We start from the raw sequence: 15,422 nt of genomic DNA, 5'->3' as shown, positions 1-15,422 counted from the left end.
ATCTTCTACAGAATTTGTTGACCATTACACAATGAGGTCACCGGTATTGGTCTTTAAGGTTGCGGCGTGATTATAAACAGAACTGTTGGGTTTGCCCGTTGCATCTTTTTGTATCCATAAATGATTATGGGCTTGAATGACGGCTTGTTGACCCATATTGGTCAAACGGTCGGTGAATAAACGCATATCCTGTCCAGCGGTTATTTTTCCGCTGTTTTTCAGCCTGTCGGTCGCCAGCGTAATATCGCGACCCGCCTTCACGATGTCGGTCGGCTTGGGCGTTATAAAGGATTGACTGCTAACATTGATATCCGTTTTGGCATTCGCGTTATTGACCGTGATTTCGCCTTTCACCGTCATCGTAATCGCGCTCTGGTCAGTGACGATATTCACTAAATTGACGCCCACCCCAGTTTCGGTGGCGACTAAACGGATTTTGTTGGCGTACATACCCCCTAACGCTGCGCTATCAACGGCCAAGCTCGGTGCCGGACTATCCCCTTTTATCGGGGTGATAGTTCCCTGCTTTAAATCAATTCGGTTCGTCCCCTGCGTCAATGATAGGTTTTTTGCCTGTATTTTTCCGTTTAACACGGTGGCCTGACTAAGAATATCGACATAATCCTGTGCTTTTGCATCCCATCCCTTATCACCAATGGTCACGGCACCTTTTTTCACCGCCAGCGCCTCAAGCGCCCCCTGTTTGTCAAATACCGGTTTACCGGTTGATAAGGTCACCGATGGCGAGTTAATAAAACCACAGCCATCACAGGTAATCCCGTTTGGGTTAGCAATCAGGATATTTGCCTTTTGTCCGGCCACTTCCAGTTTACCCTGCAGGCTAGACACATTACCGCTAACCACCTCATTGATAATCAGGTCGGCCGATTTACCGTTAAGATTACCGTTAGCACTCATTTGTCCGGCCAGTTGTGATGTCACCGACGAGACGGCGTTATTGAGCACCGCCCCGGTGGGGGCAACATTAAAATCTTGATACTGGTTATGAGAAACACCCGCCGCATTCGGGGTGGCAATGTTAATCACCGGCACTTGACCTTGCTGTATCACCTGCGTCTGATTCCCCGCCACACTGATGCCCGCCCCAATGGCAGGATGAAGCGGGTAAAATGCCGTTAAGCCAGTCAGCAAGTAGCTGATGATTTTCATTCGAAAAGACGGGGGCTCAGTTAACATGGGTTTGTCCAACAATTTTCAAAGAAAAAGAAAAAAACAAAATCACCATTCAATCCCCGCAGACCAGTAAACACTCCACCGGTCAGGCTGTAATGAAGTGGGATAATAAAGCGGCTTACCCAGCAGTATCTGGGTATTGAACAGCCTGGCGGAGGCAGAGAGACCAACCCCACTACCAAGAAGATGAGCACGTTCAATTCCATACTTAGGCTGGTGATGCAAATAACCGTAATCGACCGCGCCGGTGAGATTGACGGTTAATGCTCCCTGGCGTATCACGGGGTAGCTCATCTCATTGCGCCAGTAAAAGCCTTGATTACCACTGAGTGTTTGCTCCTTATAACCACGGACAGAATAAAGCCCACCTAAGGATAGGCGTTCTGAGAGAAAGAGGTTATGTGATGTCATCTGACCATAAAAACTGGTCAAATAACTCATGTTGTCGGTTAACAAAGTAAAATAGCTGCTGCTTAACGTGAATTTCAGGAAATCCGCTTGCGGGGCCATCCGGTTGGCGTGACGGGCTGTGGTGTCCCAGATAGACAGACCGTATTCAACACCCGGATTTACCGTCAGGTAACCACCCGCAACGACAGAACTGTACTGTACTTGCGAAAACACGGTATTAAAAGTAGCACTGCTGGTCACTAAAGTTTGTCCAGCAAGCGTGTTTTTGACCGTTTTGTGGCGCCCGCCGACTTGTAAGGTCAGCTTTTGCTGCCTATCACGGTACATTGTGCGGTTCACATCCAGTTGATGGGTTTCATTCTTCCCGAGATAAAGATAGGATTTTTTCATCACCGTCATGGATTGCGGTGACGTACTATGAAGATAACTATACCGTCCCGTCCAATAACCATAAGGGAGACTAAGGCTAGCAGACAGATTCCGTGTAGAGTTGGATGCACTAAAATCAACATCACGCGATAAGGAAGCCTGCCACTGCTCTCCCAGTCCTAAAGGCGTATCGAAGACCAGTCCGACCTGCATTTTGGTTTCGGGGGGCTTTTCTGGCCGCTATTATCCACACTGAAATTTATTTTACCGGGCAAGCCGTCGACCTGACGGCGAATTAAGACCCGTGAATAGCCTGGATGCATCCCAGGCTGAATATCAATCGTATAACGGGCAGAGGCCAAGCGATTAAGCTGCTCTAATCCCTGCTCAATATCCCGCAGGTTTAATACCTGACCGGTCAAGTTTGGAAAAACCATATTTACCATACGAAGCGGTTGCCCTTCAATCTCCACCGATTCAGTCAATCCTTCCATGACAGCAATTCGTAGCGTCCCCTGACGAATATCCTGCGCCGGTAAATAAGCTTGAGACGTGACATATCCTTTTTCAATATAGGTATTCGTGATATCGCGTACCAGTTGCTGAATGTCAATCAATGTAAGACAACGGTAAAGATAAGCGGCTTTTAACGCAGATTGGGTTGATGGCGAAAGCGAACGAGCATTTTCAAACTGGATAGTGCGAAGCGTAAAACACGGCGCGGGATGTGAATCAGTTGCAACCGGAGGCAGCAACGGCACTAAAAATGAAGGGGATTTTTGCAACGCGTTTCTTTGCTGATTTGCTTCATCTAATAACGCTTTTTGCTGTTGTTGGGTCGCATCCATTGTCGCTGATTGTGCAAAAGAAGTGATTAGTAAGTAACAAAAAACGTTATAATTGGGTGTCACAAACGCTAACTCTTGTTTTTATTTTCATAAAAAATATAAACATAAGCTGTAAACAAAAAAACCAAATTTCGCTCAATTTTATTACAAATAGAATAAGGAATAAGAAAGTAGAGGTATCCGGTCAAAGATCACCGAAAATTGATCCACTGTTTTACTCGGTTATTGCTCCTGATCACCTCTTATCTTTCAATTCTAGTTGACCACTACACTTATCGCCTTGCCAATCAATGACAGCTTGTTGTTCTGGCGTTGGGTTTATCAAAATTTTCTCCTGCATAACTCAATGCAATAAGTTTACCAGAAATTGATTGAATAGGTGATTTGCCGGAATTTGTGCAGTTTTTTGATATTGCGTTTGACGTTAGCAGAGACGTTAGGCTGTGTCCCTTAATTGCGTAATCGGCGGTAAAACAAGCGAATGCAGCCCAGTTTCACCATTGCTAGATAGTTTCTTGCCGTTTTTTCATAACGTGTAGCGATCCGGCGATATTCCTTTAAACGGCCAAAACACCTTTCCACAACGTTGCGATGGCGATAAGCATCACGATCAAGTTGCGAGCGTCCATCTGAAGCCAGTTTTTCATTTGATTTTCGGGGAATAACCGTTTTCATCCCTTTTCTTTTCAACTCGTTACGTAGCGCATTCCCAGAGTAGGCTTTGTCAGCCAGTACCGTATGACCACGACGCTTCATGCTGCCGTTCTGGCGTTGCACGCCAATGCCGTCCAGGAGTCGTAGCGCGAACAGGCTTTCGTGAGCCTGCCCAGCACTCAGTACGATGTTTAGCGGGATGCCGCTTCCGTCAGTCGCCATGTGGATTTTGGTGCCATAACCACCTCGTGAGCGACCCAAGCTGTTATCGTCGGTAATATCGGGATGTTTTTTTGAGCACCAGCCGCACATTTGAGAGCACGAATATTACTGCCATCCAGCGCAATGGCTGACCAGTCAACCAGTTCATGAGCATCAAGAAATGAAAGCAACTTATTGAAAATAATGTTAATAGTTCCATCCTTTGACCATCTGTTGAAACGGTTATAAACGGTTTTCCATGGGCCGTAACGTTCAGGTAAATCACGCCATGGGGCGCCTGAACACAGTATCCAGAACATGCCGTTGACGATTTTGCGATGTTCTGCCCACGGCCGACCGACCCGCGAAGATGTCAAAACGGTTGGCAACAAGGGCTCAATGATTGCCCATGCTTCATCAGAAAGATCGTAGCGAGCCATAATTCAAAGTATCGTAGAAACAGATGGATACTATAGCTCAAGCAATTAAGGGACACAGCCTAGTCTTAACTTAATCCCACAGACGTCAATGGGTTTTTAAAAGGCCTTTTCGTTCAAAAATTTTCAAAGAATAGTGAGATAGTAAGAATGATTGCATAAAAATGTTTACTTATTGATCAAATAACTGTATATTAATACAGTTATTTATAATAAAAATAAGGTAAACAGCCATGACATCAAATAATAACAATAAGTCTGATAAAAAAAATTACGAGCCCATTCTTTACATTATTAACAATGCAGAAGAAAAAGATTTTAATGATAAAAATGGTGGTTCTACTACGAGAGCACGTAGAGATATTGGTATTCAAGACATCACTGGTATTTTTCAAGAAAAAAAAGAAATATCAATTTATGATTTTATTGCATTAGCCATTAAGGAAATAGGAAAATTTACTCTAGATTATATTGTTTCCAATTTACAAGAAGGCGATCAATTCAAGAAAACATTTAAACCCATCAACGAATTACTGAATATCCAAAAATCAGTCAATGATTCATTTCCGGATTTATCTTCTTTAGCAAAAGAATTAATAAAAAAATCCATTAAAGAGAAAAAAAATATCGAGATTGACCCTGATAAGGTATACGTTCACCAATTCCCAGACTTAGCGCTATCTTCAGGAGATGACCTAGGCATATCAATGAGAACTATAGGTGACATATCAAAAGGAGCCTATACCGGTTTTTCTCATACAGGTTCATTGAGATGCTGGACACTAACAGATTTTCTTTTTAGAAGATTTGACGAAGGTGTTTTTGATAAACTTGTACCCTCTCACCTCAATAGCGTATATGGTCTTTATAAAGACGGCAAAAGTGCAAAAAGTTATGATGAGCACAATGAAATAAAAATAACACCCACAGAATTAAAAGATATTATGTCGGAAATTGACTTTCCTTCTAAAGTAAAAAATCAATATGATAATTTTTGGAAAACTCATAAAGAAGATGTCTGTACACTTGCCAGAATAAATTTTGTTACTAACGCAAAAAAGGCATTATACAATGGAATACTGTCTTATCATGACTATGAAATGGTCATGATAAGTGCAGTTCCTAAAATTCCTCTAGAGGAGACTGTTGATGATTTATCAACATTAAAATTGAATGCCACTCCCATTAAATCAAATGTAAGCATCTATCTTATCGACATAAATGGTTATAATTCTGTTGATATATTACGGTTTGTCGATGATAAAGGAAAAACCATAGTTTATTACCCTAATGAAAATCAACCATTCCGTGTTTTTAATGACGATACGGAAATGCGGAAATGGATTGCAGAACAAGGAAAAGATGACGATAAAAGAATAAAATTCGCTCAACATTTTTCTTTATATAATAATCAGGATGGTGTGCCCATTATTGGAAAGACTGGAGTGTATAATGGATTAAAGAAATTAGGTTCTGGTGACTGGGACTACAGCGGAAAGAATATAAATAAAAATAATACTATTATTTCAAATGATGTATTCCAAATAATGACAGAAAATTTACAGAAAAAATTAAATAGTGATGCTGATACCTTAATTAGATCTGATAGCGAAATCACGAAAGATACCTGGATTGATGGATTAAATATGTTTAATCTATTAATGTTTCCTGTTTCGCTATTCTCGGGTTCTATTCTTGTTGGGGTAGTTACTTTTATTGGAGTATCAGGCGAAATTGGATTAAGGATAGATAAAGCGATTGAGGGCGATACTGAAGAAGAACGTAATGAAGCTGCAACAAGTCTTGCTATTGATTTAGGGGTTATCCTGTTATTTGGAGTTTTAAGCAAGTTGCCAAAACTCAAATTTAAGTTTTTAACTGTTAAATTTAATCCTCCGCAGAGAAGAAATGGAAAAATAGGTTATCTATTGAGTCCCACATATCCTATTTCAAAAAACTCTAATTTTAATTTTTCTGAAGAAGAACTAGTTTGGGTGGAAAGTTTATATGATCAAAAAACAAAACAAATTAAAAAACCCATAGGGTATCCATTAAAAATTGCAGAAATATTAAATCAAGAAAGAGTGGAAATAGTTAGGAAGGGATTTGAAAATGTCTATAATATAACAATAAAAATAAAAGAAATAGTGGAAAAACAAACAGATAAAGAACTACGTAAATTATTGGATAATATATTCCCATTGTACAAGCACGATGATAAAGATGTTCTTGAATTCAGAAAAATAACTAATGAGGTTAAGAATAATAGTGAGGAATTTTATAAAAAAATAGATAATAGAGTTTATTTTGCGAATAAAAAAGAAGACAAAGATAGGAGTACTATCGCTGAATACTTTAGAGAATATAATTTTATCGTATTATATGAAGATTTCTTCAAGAGAAACAATGCAGCATGCCACTTGACCATATTACATGAAATTATGCATTCTTTAAAAGAATTTATCATAGTAGATAATTATTATCTTAAGGATTTTAATGTAAGGCTAGTATTTAAGAACGCAGAGATTTTATCTACTGTTAATAATGAACATCTTCCTCTTACTTTAATTACAAACTTTGAATTATATTATAGAGGATTGAAAAATATTTTTAAAAATCCTAGTTTTTTAACTAAAATTTTTAATAAATCTGTTGATAGATCTTATGAGAAATCAAAAATTTTTTCTGGGAACTATTTAATAAAAACACTTTTTAAAGAAAATAAAATTAACCTTTCTGAAGAAGAACTTATAGATAAATTATTTGAAAATGAGAACACTCTAAAAAAAGCAACAATGAGAAACGCAGACAGTTTTGTTATATATTATTTACGTTTATTAGGTAAAACGAAAAGTTTTAAAAATTTAAATATCCAAGATACCTATGTTAACATGACATCAGAAAATGTAAGCAAAGATTTTCCTAATATAAACGAATACATTAATAATGTTAATATTAAACGAACAATAAATAAAATGAATGAAGATCGTGATAAAATCAAAAATATTGAACCTCCCGAATCAAAATGCACTATATGTTAAACTACTATCTAACAATAAAATCATAAGTTTTAAATAAAATATAAATAATAAAATAGTAAGAAGTTATAGTATAATAATAAGGTAAACAGCCATGACATCAAATAATAACAATAAGTCTGATAAAAAAAACTACGAGCCCATTCTTTACATCATTAACAATGCAGAAGAAAAAGATTTTAATGATAAAAATGGTGGTTCTACTACGAGAGCACGTAGAGATATTGGTATTCAAGACATCACTGGTATTTTTCAAGAAAAAAAAGAAATATCAATTTTTGATATGACTGGATTAGTCATTAGAGAAATAGGCAAATTCATTCTAGATTATATTGTTTCTAATTCAAGAACGTAGCACGCTACGCGTGAGCGGCGCAGCGGTGCTGCTTCGGGGATGTTAATGAGTTGAGTACTGTTTTATACTCTGCAGTAGGTTAATTTTTTTCAGGGATTCATCTCGATGGCTCGCAATAAATCTCCCAGAAAGCGTAAACCGGTTAAATCAGGCAGGCTGCCCGTCACTTCACGTGCCACAGCGCCTGTTTATCCGAAACGTTTTATGATCTCTCTCCCACCCGAAAATGATGATGACAGACCGCCTGAATTTTTTTATGACACCCTAAAAGAAGCCATACGCCACTGCGTCCGACTCGGCCCCCAATTTTTTCTCGACACGCAGTATTACCCGCCGCTAGTCACGATTATCAGGGGTTTTAAACAACGCCAAGACCAAGCCGATGACGCTGGATACGACTACACTGAGGGGGTAATAACTGAAAGTCTGCCTGCCGATGAATTCATCACCTATACGGAGCTAGGAATAATCCCTGTTTCCTTTGAACCCTGGGATAAACACACCGATAACTGGGCTGACGAATCTGACAATTTCTGTTTCTTTGGCAAGATGCCCATAAGGTAATTGAGTCAGATGTATATCCCTCGTCCTGCTAAACTACTTTTCACCATTGATGACGGTTGGAATAAATTCCTCGAAAAATACGGCGATAGCGTTAGTTCGTGGACGAGTTTATCTGTGGAGCGCATGCTTGCCTGCGGCACTTGTGCCATGGGTGTCCGGCGCTATTGTTGCGCTTCGTCTGATTGTTCTCACAGCCGTTTTTTCTGCCAAAGCTGTAAGTCAAAAGCCTGCAGTTCATGTGGCTTTAAAGCCACCGAGCAGTGGTTAGCACAGCAGGTTCATATTTTACCCGACTGCGACTGGCAACACATTACTTTCACCATGCCACATCTCCTTTGGCCTTTTTTTAACAATAACTGGCCGCTACTTAATGCTCTGTTTCGGGCAGCCACTCGAGCTATGCTGCAGTTGGCTCGCAAACAGGGTATCGAAATTGGTATTTTCTGTGCCTTGCATACTTATGGCCGGCAACTCAATCAACATCCGCATGTTCATGTTTCCGTCACTCGAGGGGGTTTGGATAGTAAACATAGTGTATGGCGAAAGCTGTTTTTCAAAAAAAAGGATGTCGAAGAAATCTGGCGAGGGGCTGTTATCCGACTACTGCGTCACAGTTATGATTTAATTAACCCTGGCCTTCTTCCCGGTCTTGGCCATATCCGTGACAAAAAACATTGGCGGCGTTACTTGAGGGCGCAGTACGGACGTTATTGGAAAGTGCACTTTGCTAAAAAAACGAAAGGGGCATGGCATAGTGTTAAGTACCTCGGTCGCTACCTTAAACGCCCACCGGTATCTGCGTCAAAACTGCGGCATTACCGAGGGGGTGCCGTTGTTCATCACTACCATGACCACCGAACTGGCCAGCATCGGCAGCAGACTCTGCCGCAGGAAGAGATGATTAGACGCTATATAAGCCATATTCCGGCCAGGCATTTTAAAATGGTGCGTTACTCTGGTTTTTTGTCGAATCGTAAACGGGGAAAACTATTGCCGAAAGTGTATAAGGCACTTGAGATGACGGCACGTAAAAAACCGGAGAACCCAGGTTTTTCTGTGCTGATGAAAGGATTTCTGCGTACCGATCCGTACAAATGTATTCTGTGTGGCGACAGGCTGCTTTTCACCGGGGCGCAAATGGGTAAAAAAGCAACGGAATTGTTGTCAGAAAGACTGCATAACCTGGAGAAAAAGCGATGGTTACGCAGCTAAACGCAGGATCAATGTGTCTAAAATAAGGAAATCAGGTTAGAAATTACACTCTCTAAGGAAATGTTAACTGGCACTAAACACAATAAATCGATCCCCATCTCCTTTTTGCAATAAGGGATGGCTTTTGCTACTCACTTTAAAAGCGATTCAATTTCCTAACCATGAACAGTAATTCGGTTAAATTATCATCTAAAAGCCTAATAATAGGCACACTGCTCCTAGGCTGCGGTTTGTAACCATCGTTTTTTGACCATTTTATCCCGCCTTTCTGACAGTAAAGTGACGGCGTGTATTCCTTTTTCCGCACTCATAAACCGCAATCGGTTTCCACATAAAATACATTGGTACGGGTCAGTATTTAAAAAACCTTTGATAAGGGCCCCAAACCCAGGTTTTTCAGGCACATTAGGAGATATCATGTCTAACGCCTCATACACCTTCGGTAATAAGCACCCGCGTTTGCGATTGGCTAAAAAACCGTAATAACGGATCATCTTAAAATGTCGCGCAGGGATATGACTGACATAACGCCGTATCATTTCTTCTTGGGATAAGGTCTGTCGTCTGTATTGTTGGCTGTGGTGGTCATAGTAATGATGAACCACGGTGCCGCCGCTGTAGTGTTTCAATTGAGAAGCGGAGATAGGGGGACGTTTAAGATAACGGCCCAGATATTTCACATTATGCCAGGCCCCGCGTGTCTTTTTGGCAAAATGTACTTTCCAATAACGTTGAAACTGGGCATTGAGGTAACGGCACCAGGTCTGATAATTGCGAATGTGCCCGAAGCCAGGCAATTTATTGGGTTGTAACTGAAAATAGTTATCCCTAAGGAGTCGAATGACCGCACTGCGCCAGACCTTTTCAACGTCTTTCTTTTTAAAGAAAATCGGTTTCCAGGTGTCATATTGAGTGAGTCCCCCACGCGTGACGGATAAATGAATATGCGGATGTTGATTGAGTTGGCGACCGTAAGTATGCAGCGCACAAAAAATGCCAATTTCGAGGCCTTGGCGCTTGGCGTTTTTGAGCATGGCGCGGGTTGCACAGCGAAAGAGTTGGTTGAGCAAGTACCAGTTATTGTTAAAAAAAGGCCAAAGTAGGTGAGGCATAGTGAGGGTAATATGTTGCCATTCGCAATCCGGCAAAATATGGCGCTGCTGGGCAATCCACTGTTCGGTGCCTTTGAGGCCACACGCACTGCAGGCTTTGGATTTACAGGTTTGACAAAAGAAGCGTGAATGAGAGCATTCAGGTGAAGAACAGCAATAACGGCGAACGCCCATAGCGCAGGTGCTGCAGGCGAGCATCTTTTCGACAGAGAGTAGTTGCCATTCATCTACGTGATTATTTTCGATGAAAAGGTTCCATCCGTCATCGTATTGAAATAGCAGTTTTGCAGGTCTGGGGATGTACATAGAGCAGAGTATAAAAGACGAGAAGGGAATTGCCTAGAAATAGAGCGCCTTTGCCGCGATGCTCACGCCAAAGGTGTGCTTATGTTCATGGTTAGGAAATTGAATCGCTTTTAAAGTGAGTAGCAAAAGCCATCCCTTATTGCAAAAAGGAGATGGGGATCGATTTATTGTGTTTAGTGCCAGTTAACATTTCCTCAGAGAGTGTAATTTCTAACCTGATTTCCTTATTTTAGACACATTGATCCTGCGTTTAGCTGCGTAACCATCGCTTTTTCTCCAGGTTATGCAGTCTTTCTGACAACAATTCCGTTGCTTTTTTACCCATTTGCGCCCCGGTGAAAAGCAGCCTGTCGCCACACAGAATACATTTGTACGGATCGGTACGCAGAAATCCTTTCATCAGCACAGAAAAACCTGGGTTCTCCGGTTTTTTACGTGCCGTCATCTCAAGTGCCTTATACACTTTCGGCAATAGTTTTCCCCGTTTACGATTCGACAAAAAACCAGAGTAACGCACCATTTTAAAATGCCTGGCCGGAATATGGCTTATATAGCGTCTAATCATCTCTTCCTGCGGCAGAGTCTGCTGCCGATGCTGGCCAGTTCAATCAAGTCCATACGATATTTGGGCAGCACAAGAAGTTATTGATTTAATCAAAGAAGCGATTATTTTTAAAGATAAACTTAAATACGCCTTTGTTATTAATCGTAAAATCGCAAATACAGCGATTGGGAGAGATGTCACTGAAGCGTTATCGCAATATGAAACAAAGGTTTTTGGCTCATTCGTTTCTCAACGGGTCATTTATGCCGAAACTGCTGCTTCTGGAAATGTTGTTTTTGAATCCGATCCAGATGGAATTTCAAGTAAAGAAATATCTAGTTTAGTTGATGAGATTTTGGAGTTTTAAATGGCTAAAAAAATTAGTTTTAAAACAAAAAATATTAAAAAAAATGCTGATGATTGGGTCGAGAAAAGAGAAATAAAAACATCAAGTATTGAAATAAATAAACGGTTAACGATAGATATTCCTGAAAGTTTACATAAAAAAATCAAATCAACTTGTGCAATAAATGGTACATCAATAGCTGATGAAATTAGAAAATTACTGAAAAGTAAGTTTCAGTAATTAATGATTTGTTAAAATGTGAGGATTTTTTATGGCAAGTAGAGGAATTAACAAAGTTATTTTAATTGGTCATTTGGGCGATAAACCCATTGGTCGCTACATGACGTCTAGTATAGCGATGTAATGCCCACTGGTATACTAGTGGGTTCAAATGAATCAGAACGTTTATTCTATGAACAGTCAGGTAGGGTGGCAAGATGTAGTTAGCAACTACAATCTGATCACTATTAGTTAGAAATATCCAGAAATTTTAATAATTTTTTATTATTTATGTTTGCATTGAATTTCTTGCATGCCAACTTATGACTTTCCTCACCCATTTGAATTATTCTTTCAGGATTGTTAATCAATCTTAGCATTTTTTCTGTAAGATCTTCATGTGAGCATGGTTTTACAACATATCCATTTACACCATCAATAATTGTTTCTTTACAGCCAGGTAAATTAGTAGTTAGTATAGGTCTGCCTATAGCCATCGCTTCTTGTGTACTACGAGGAACCCCTTCTCTATAATAGGAAGGAAGAACAAATACGCTTGATCTTTTAATCCATTCGGCCACGTTAGAAACAAAACCAGGATAAGTAATAACACCTGATTTAATTAAGTTATCTACGTCTGATTCAGATAAACTTCCTGGATTTTCCTTGTCTATATCACCAAGTATGATGAATTCTACATCAGGATGAGTTTGTTTTATTTTTTTTGCAGCAGCAACGTACTCATTAATTCCTTTTTCTGCTAGCAACCGCGCAATAAATATGAATGAGATTTTATCTGTTGGTGGTACACTTTTGACATAGCTGTTTAGGTCTAAACCGATTCCACCAAGAATATGGGTTTTTTTAGTTTTTATTTTGTTTTTTTTTATCAGATCATGATAATCATCGTTATTAAGAAGTATTAATGAATTAATATGTGGAAATATTAGCTTATACAATAAAACCTGAATTCTCTTAATTATATTAGTTTTTAATGATATTCTGTATGGCTGATCTGTGAATAAATAACCCAATCCTTCAAGCATAGCATTATTGTTTTTAACTCCCGAAATAAGTCCAGCTAAGCAGCCAAAAATGGCTGGCTTTGCAAAAAAAGATAACGTGATATCGGGGTTTATTTTTTTTAGTTTTTTACTTAAAGCATAAGTATTTAACAAATCCATTATAGGGTTAATGCTACTGCGATTAAAATCATAATCAACAGGAATACCCCCATAGCTTGATATTTTTTCTCTCGAAAAATCGTCGTAATCAGTGGCAAAAGCATAAACTTCAATACCTTTGTTGTTTAACATTTTGATTAAATCTATTCTAAAAAGAATCATAGCATTAGCTGTGTTACCTATTATTGCTATTTTCATTACTAAAAACCTTTTTTTTGGTTACTATAGTTAAAATACATCTTCTTATATACTTTATAAAAGACACTATAATTGCAAGTATCGCCATTATTTTTCCTCTAAACAAAAAGTAGGTGATATTTTTTATTTCCCACTTTTCCATTAACCATAAATTGCTACTCAACCCTGATATTCCAAAGTTAAATTTATCAAGAAAAACTAAGTATCGACCATAAATTAATCCGCATTTATTTTTTTTGTTACAAGTAATAAGCAACCATGACATGTAATCTTCTGAGAATCGCTGTTTTTCATTGAATGCAACAAAGATATCTCTTTTCATAACAACTGACGGTGTTTGGAAATAATTCTTAAATAAGAGCATGTTAAATGAAACTATTTTTAATTTTAAATCTTCTTTGTTTATTTTTCTTTTATCTGTTACACCAATAGCACATGTTGCACCAATAAAATCTAAAGATTGTTCTTTCATAAAAATAAGTTGCATTTCTAATTTTTTTTTATGCCAGTGGTCATCGGCATCCAAAAATGATATGAATTTCCCTGTCGATAATGAAACACCTTTATTTCTGGAAAATGATGGTCCTAAATTTTGTTCATTATCAAAAATAAAAAGATTGTCATGCGATCTTTTTATTTTTTTCAAAATACTCCAGCTATCATCTGTTGATCCATCATTTATGCAAATTACTTCTATATTTTTATGAGTTTGATTTAATGCTGAGAGAATACATCTCTCTATAGTTCTTTCATTGTTGAAACACGGTATGATTACGCTTACTTTATTATTCATCATTTTTTATACTATTCATGTTTATAAAGGTAAAAAGCAATATATTAGAAAAGTATAGAACCCTTACTTGCCAATAGAAGAGTGAAATCAATAAAAAGTATATAGTAATGAACATGCAGCCCAAAACAAAATTGGAGCTCCTTCCATTCTTCAAAAGAAATAATAATGGCTTTATCAGTATCATTATTATGATTGTTAATATAAAAACACCTGAATCAATGATTGTTGATAAGTAAAAATTATGAGGATCCTTCGTTGATGAGCTATAACCGATACCATTCCCAATAAAGAATGATTTCAGATTACTTAATTGCATTACGGCATTATTTAGTCTTGCTATTCTGTCACTATTACTTTTTTCTCTGAGTGTCATTTCTAATATCTTTTGGCTGTTATTATTTTTAATTTCTATATTCTCTTTCGTAGTTATTGTTTCAATTCCTTTAAAAGGAACCGTTTTTATTACAATGAAAGAAAGAAATATCGATAGTATAAATAATATAAAAAATCTGAATTGAAATTTTTTTAATACAAAAAACGAATACATATTTACAATAAGAAAAGAAATAAAAAAAGACAATAAAGAGCTTCTTGATAATGTTAAAAAAGAACATGCCACAGATAACACAAAAATAAAATTAATTATAAATTTATTAGGGAGAGTAAATAATATATAAATAGAACTAATACATAACATGAAAGCTAAAATATTTGGGTCACTTGAACTTTCATAACCGGAAGGAAAATATGACCATTTATTATTTGAAAATACAGGAAAGGTTAACCGTTCCCAATCTCCAAAGCCAAGATGATATAATTGAATCAACAAAAAAGAACTAACAAAAATCAGTCCTGAAGCAATTAAATATGATAGTAATATTGGTTTTTTATCAAAGATAACTATAAAGCATAATGATATTACGATATATATCGCATGACTAATAGTTAGAGTAGTGGCACTAACATCGTATACTGTTACATTAATAATAAAATAAATAACCAACAAAAAAATACTCAATATATGGATTTTTTTTATGGGATATTTGTTTTTTATAATGGTGTAACCACTTAACAGTAAGCAGGAAAAGAATGTGTATATCGTAACTATGTGGTCACTGTTTAGACCTAGAATTTCTTGTTTATTTCCTCCCATAAGTGACCATAATAGAAAAGGAAATGTACAAATAGATAGCTTAAAAATCATAATTATTAACTTAATAGAAAGTTATCCAATAATATTATTCTTAATGTATCATAATACTAGTTTTGTTGAATAAATATATTTTATACTGCCCATCCAGTGCAACTGCTGATCCTAGCAATGTAAAATCATGCAGTTAGGTTGCGTAAGAAAACGGCACACCTAAGGCGACAAGCATTTTCCGCAAAAACGAGTATGGCAAAACAGCACGATTCCCTATTATTCAATAATATCCT

At 37.8% G+C, this 15,422-nt stretch carries 13 protein-coding genes and 2 pseudogenes; 6 read left to right on the top strand and 9 right to left on the bottom strand.

Translation table 11 applies throughout. The features are described 5' to 3' along the window. Window positions 1-24 precede the first annotated feature (24 nt). From ArsFIN_RS20410 to ArsFIN_RS20395, 4 genes are all read right to left on the bottom strand, one after another. Entirely contained in the window at window positions 25-1,092 is a 1,068-nt protein-coding gene (locus tag ArsFIN_RS20410) for a filamentous hemagglutinin N-terminal domain-containing protein (protein ID WP_338023357.1), read from the bottom strand. A 147-nt stretch (window positions 1,093-1,239) separates the two neighbouring features. Next, entirely contained in the window at window positions 1,240-2,187 is a 948-nt protein-coding gene (locus tag ArsFIN_RS20405) for a ShlB/FhaC/HecB family hemolysin secretion/activation protein (protein WP_135678381.1), read from the bottom strand. Continuing rightward, complete coding sequence (locus ArsFIN_RS20400; RefSeq protein WP_135678379.1) at window positions 2,154-2,822, bottom strand: POTRA domain-containing protein; 669 nt, start codon at window positions 2,820-2,822, stop codon at window positions 2,154-2,156. Before ArsFIN_RS20400 ends, ArsFIN_RS20405 begins: the two co-directional genes overlap by 34 nt. 450 nt (window positions 2,823-3,272) lie before the next feature. Beyond that, window positions 3,273-4,117 (bottom strand): IS5 family transposase gene (locus tag ArsFIN_RS20395; protein ID WP_135677415.1). Its coding sequence is split into 2 segments (ribosomal slippage): window positions 3,273-3,772 and window positions 3,772-4,117, totalling 846 coding nucleotides; the frame shifts between segments, so codons are not numbered across the junction. A 230-nt stretch (window positions 4,118-4,347) separates the two neighbouring features. Here ArsFIN_RS20395 and ArsFIN_RS20390 point away from each other — a divergent pair. The 4 genes from ArsFIN_RS20390 to ArsFIN_RS20375 all read left to right on the top strand — a co-directional run bounded on the left by ArsFIN_RS20390 (window position 4,348) and on the right by ArsFIN_RS20375 (window position 9,283). Further along, window positions 4,348-7,155, top strand: coding sequence for a dermonecrotic toxin domain-containing protein (locus tag ArsFIN_RS20390; RefSeq protein WP_135678377.1), 2,808 nt, complete (start codon window positions 4,348-4,350; stop codon window positions 7,153-7,155). A gap of 91 nt (window positions 7,156-7,246) precedes the next feature. Then, complete coding sequence (locus ArsFIN_RS20385; RefSeq protein WP_135678375.1) at window positions 7,247-7,507, top strand: hypothetical protein; 261 nt, start codon at window positions 7,247-7,249, stop codon at window positions 7,505-7,507. A 105-nt stretch (window positions 7,508-7,612) separates the two neighbouring features. Continuing rightward, window positions 7,613-8,071 (top strand): hypothetical protein, encoded by a 459-nt coding sequence (locus ArsFIN_RS20380; RefSeq protein WP_135678330.1) that lies wholly within the window; start codon window positions 7,613-7,615, stop codon window positions 8,069-8,071. Between the two features lie 9 nt (window positions 8,072-8,080). Continuing rightward, entirely contained in the window at window positions 8,081-9,283 is a 1,203-nt protein-coding gene (locus ArsFIN_RS20375; RefSeq protein ID WP_135678014.1) for an IS91 family transposase, read from the top strand. Between the two features lie 218 nt (window positions 9,284-9,501). Here the strand turns inward: ArsFIN_RS20375 and ArsFIN_RS20370 are convergent, their stop codons facing one another. Then, the gene (locus ArsFIN_RS20370; protein WP_135678373.1) at window positions 9,502-10,701 is read right to left on the bottom strand and encodes an IS91 family transposase; all 1,200 of its coding nucleotides are present in this window, start codon (window positions 10,699-10,701) and stop codon (window positions 9,502-9,504) included. 250 nt (window positions 10,702-10,951) lie between these two features. Continuing rightward, a pseudogene (locus ArsFIN_RS20365) lies at window positions 10,952-11,305 on the bottom strand (transposase); the annotation flags it as partial. A 307-nt stretch (window positions 11,306-11,612) separates the two neighbouring features. Between ArsFIN_RS20365 and ArsFIN_RS20360 the strand changes: the two are divergent. After that, window positions 11,613-11,831: a plasmid partition protein ParG gene (locus ArsFIN_RS20360; RefSeq protein ID WP_135678371.1), complete on the top strand. Its 219-nt coding sequence runs from the start codon at window positions 11,613-11,615 to the stop codon at window positions 11,829-11,831. Window positions 11,832-11,862: 31 nt separating this feature from the next. After that, window positions 11,863-11,952: pseudogene (locus tag ArsFIN_RS27770) on the top strand (single-stranded DNA-binding protein); the annotation flags it as partial. 106 nt (window positions 11,953-12,058) lie between these two features. On the opposite strand, the gene ArsFIN_RS20350 reads toward ArsFIN_RS27770, so the two are convergent. The 3 genes from ArsFIN_RS20350 to ArsFIN_RS20340 are packed head-to-tail and all read right to left on the bottom strand — an operon-like array spanning window position 12,059 to window position 15,138. Continuing rightward, window positions 12,059-13,192: a glycosyltransferase family 4 protein gene (locus ArsFIN_RS20350; protein WP_026823915.1), complete on the bottom strand. Its 1,134-nt coding sequence runs from the start codon at window positions 13,190-13,192 to the stop codon at window positions 12,059-12,061. Beyond that, entirely contained in the window at window positions 13,170-13,985 is an 816-nt protein-coding gene (locus tag ArsFIN_RS20345; protein ID WP_246067481.1) for a glycosyltransferase family 2 protein, read from the bottom strand. The genes ArsFIN_RS20350 and ArsFIN_RS20345 overlap by 23 nt, the downstream gene beginning before the upstream one ends. Then, on the bottom strand, window positions 13,978-15,138 hold the full coding sequence (locus ArsFIN_RS20340; RefSeq protein ID WP_026823914.1) for an O-antigen ligase family protein: 1,161 nt from the start codon (window positions 15,136-15,138) through the stop codon (window positions 13,978-13,980). The genes ArsFIN_RS20345 and ArsFIN_RS20340 overlap by 8 nt, the downstream gene beginning before the upstream one ends. Window positions 15,139-15,422 lie beyond the last annotated feature (284 nt).

The organism is Arsenophonus nasoniae (assembly GCF_004768525.1).
Lineage (GTDB): Bacteria > Pseudomonadota > Gammaproteobacteria > Enterobacterales > Enterobacteriaceae > Arsenophonus > Arsenophonus nasoniae.
The sequence above is the reverse complement of the archived record's forward strand: the minus strand, read 5'-3'. Positions and strand labels throughout refer to the sequence as shown.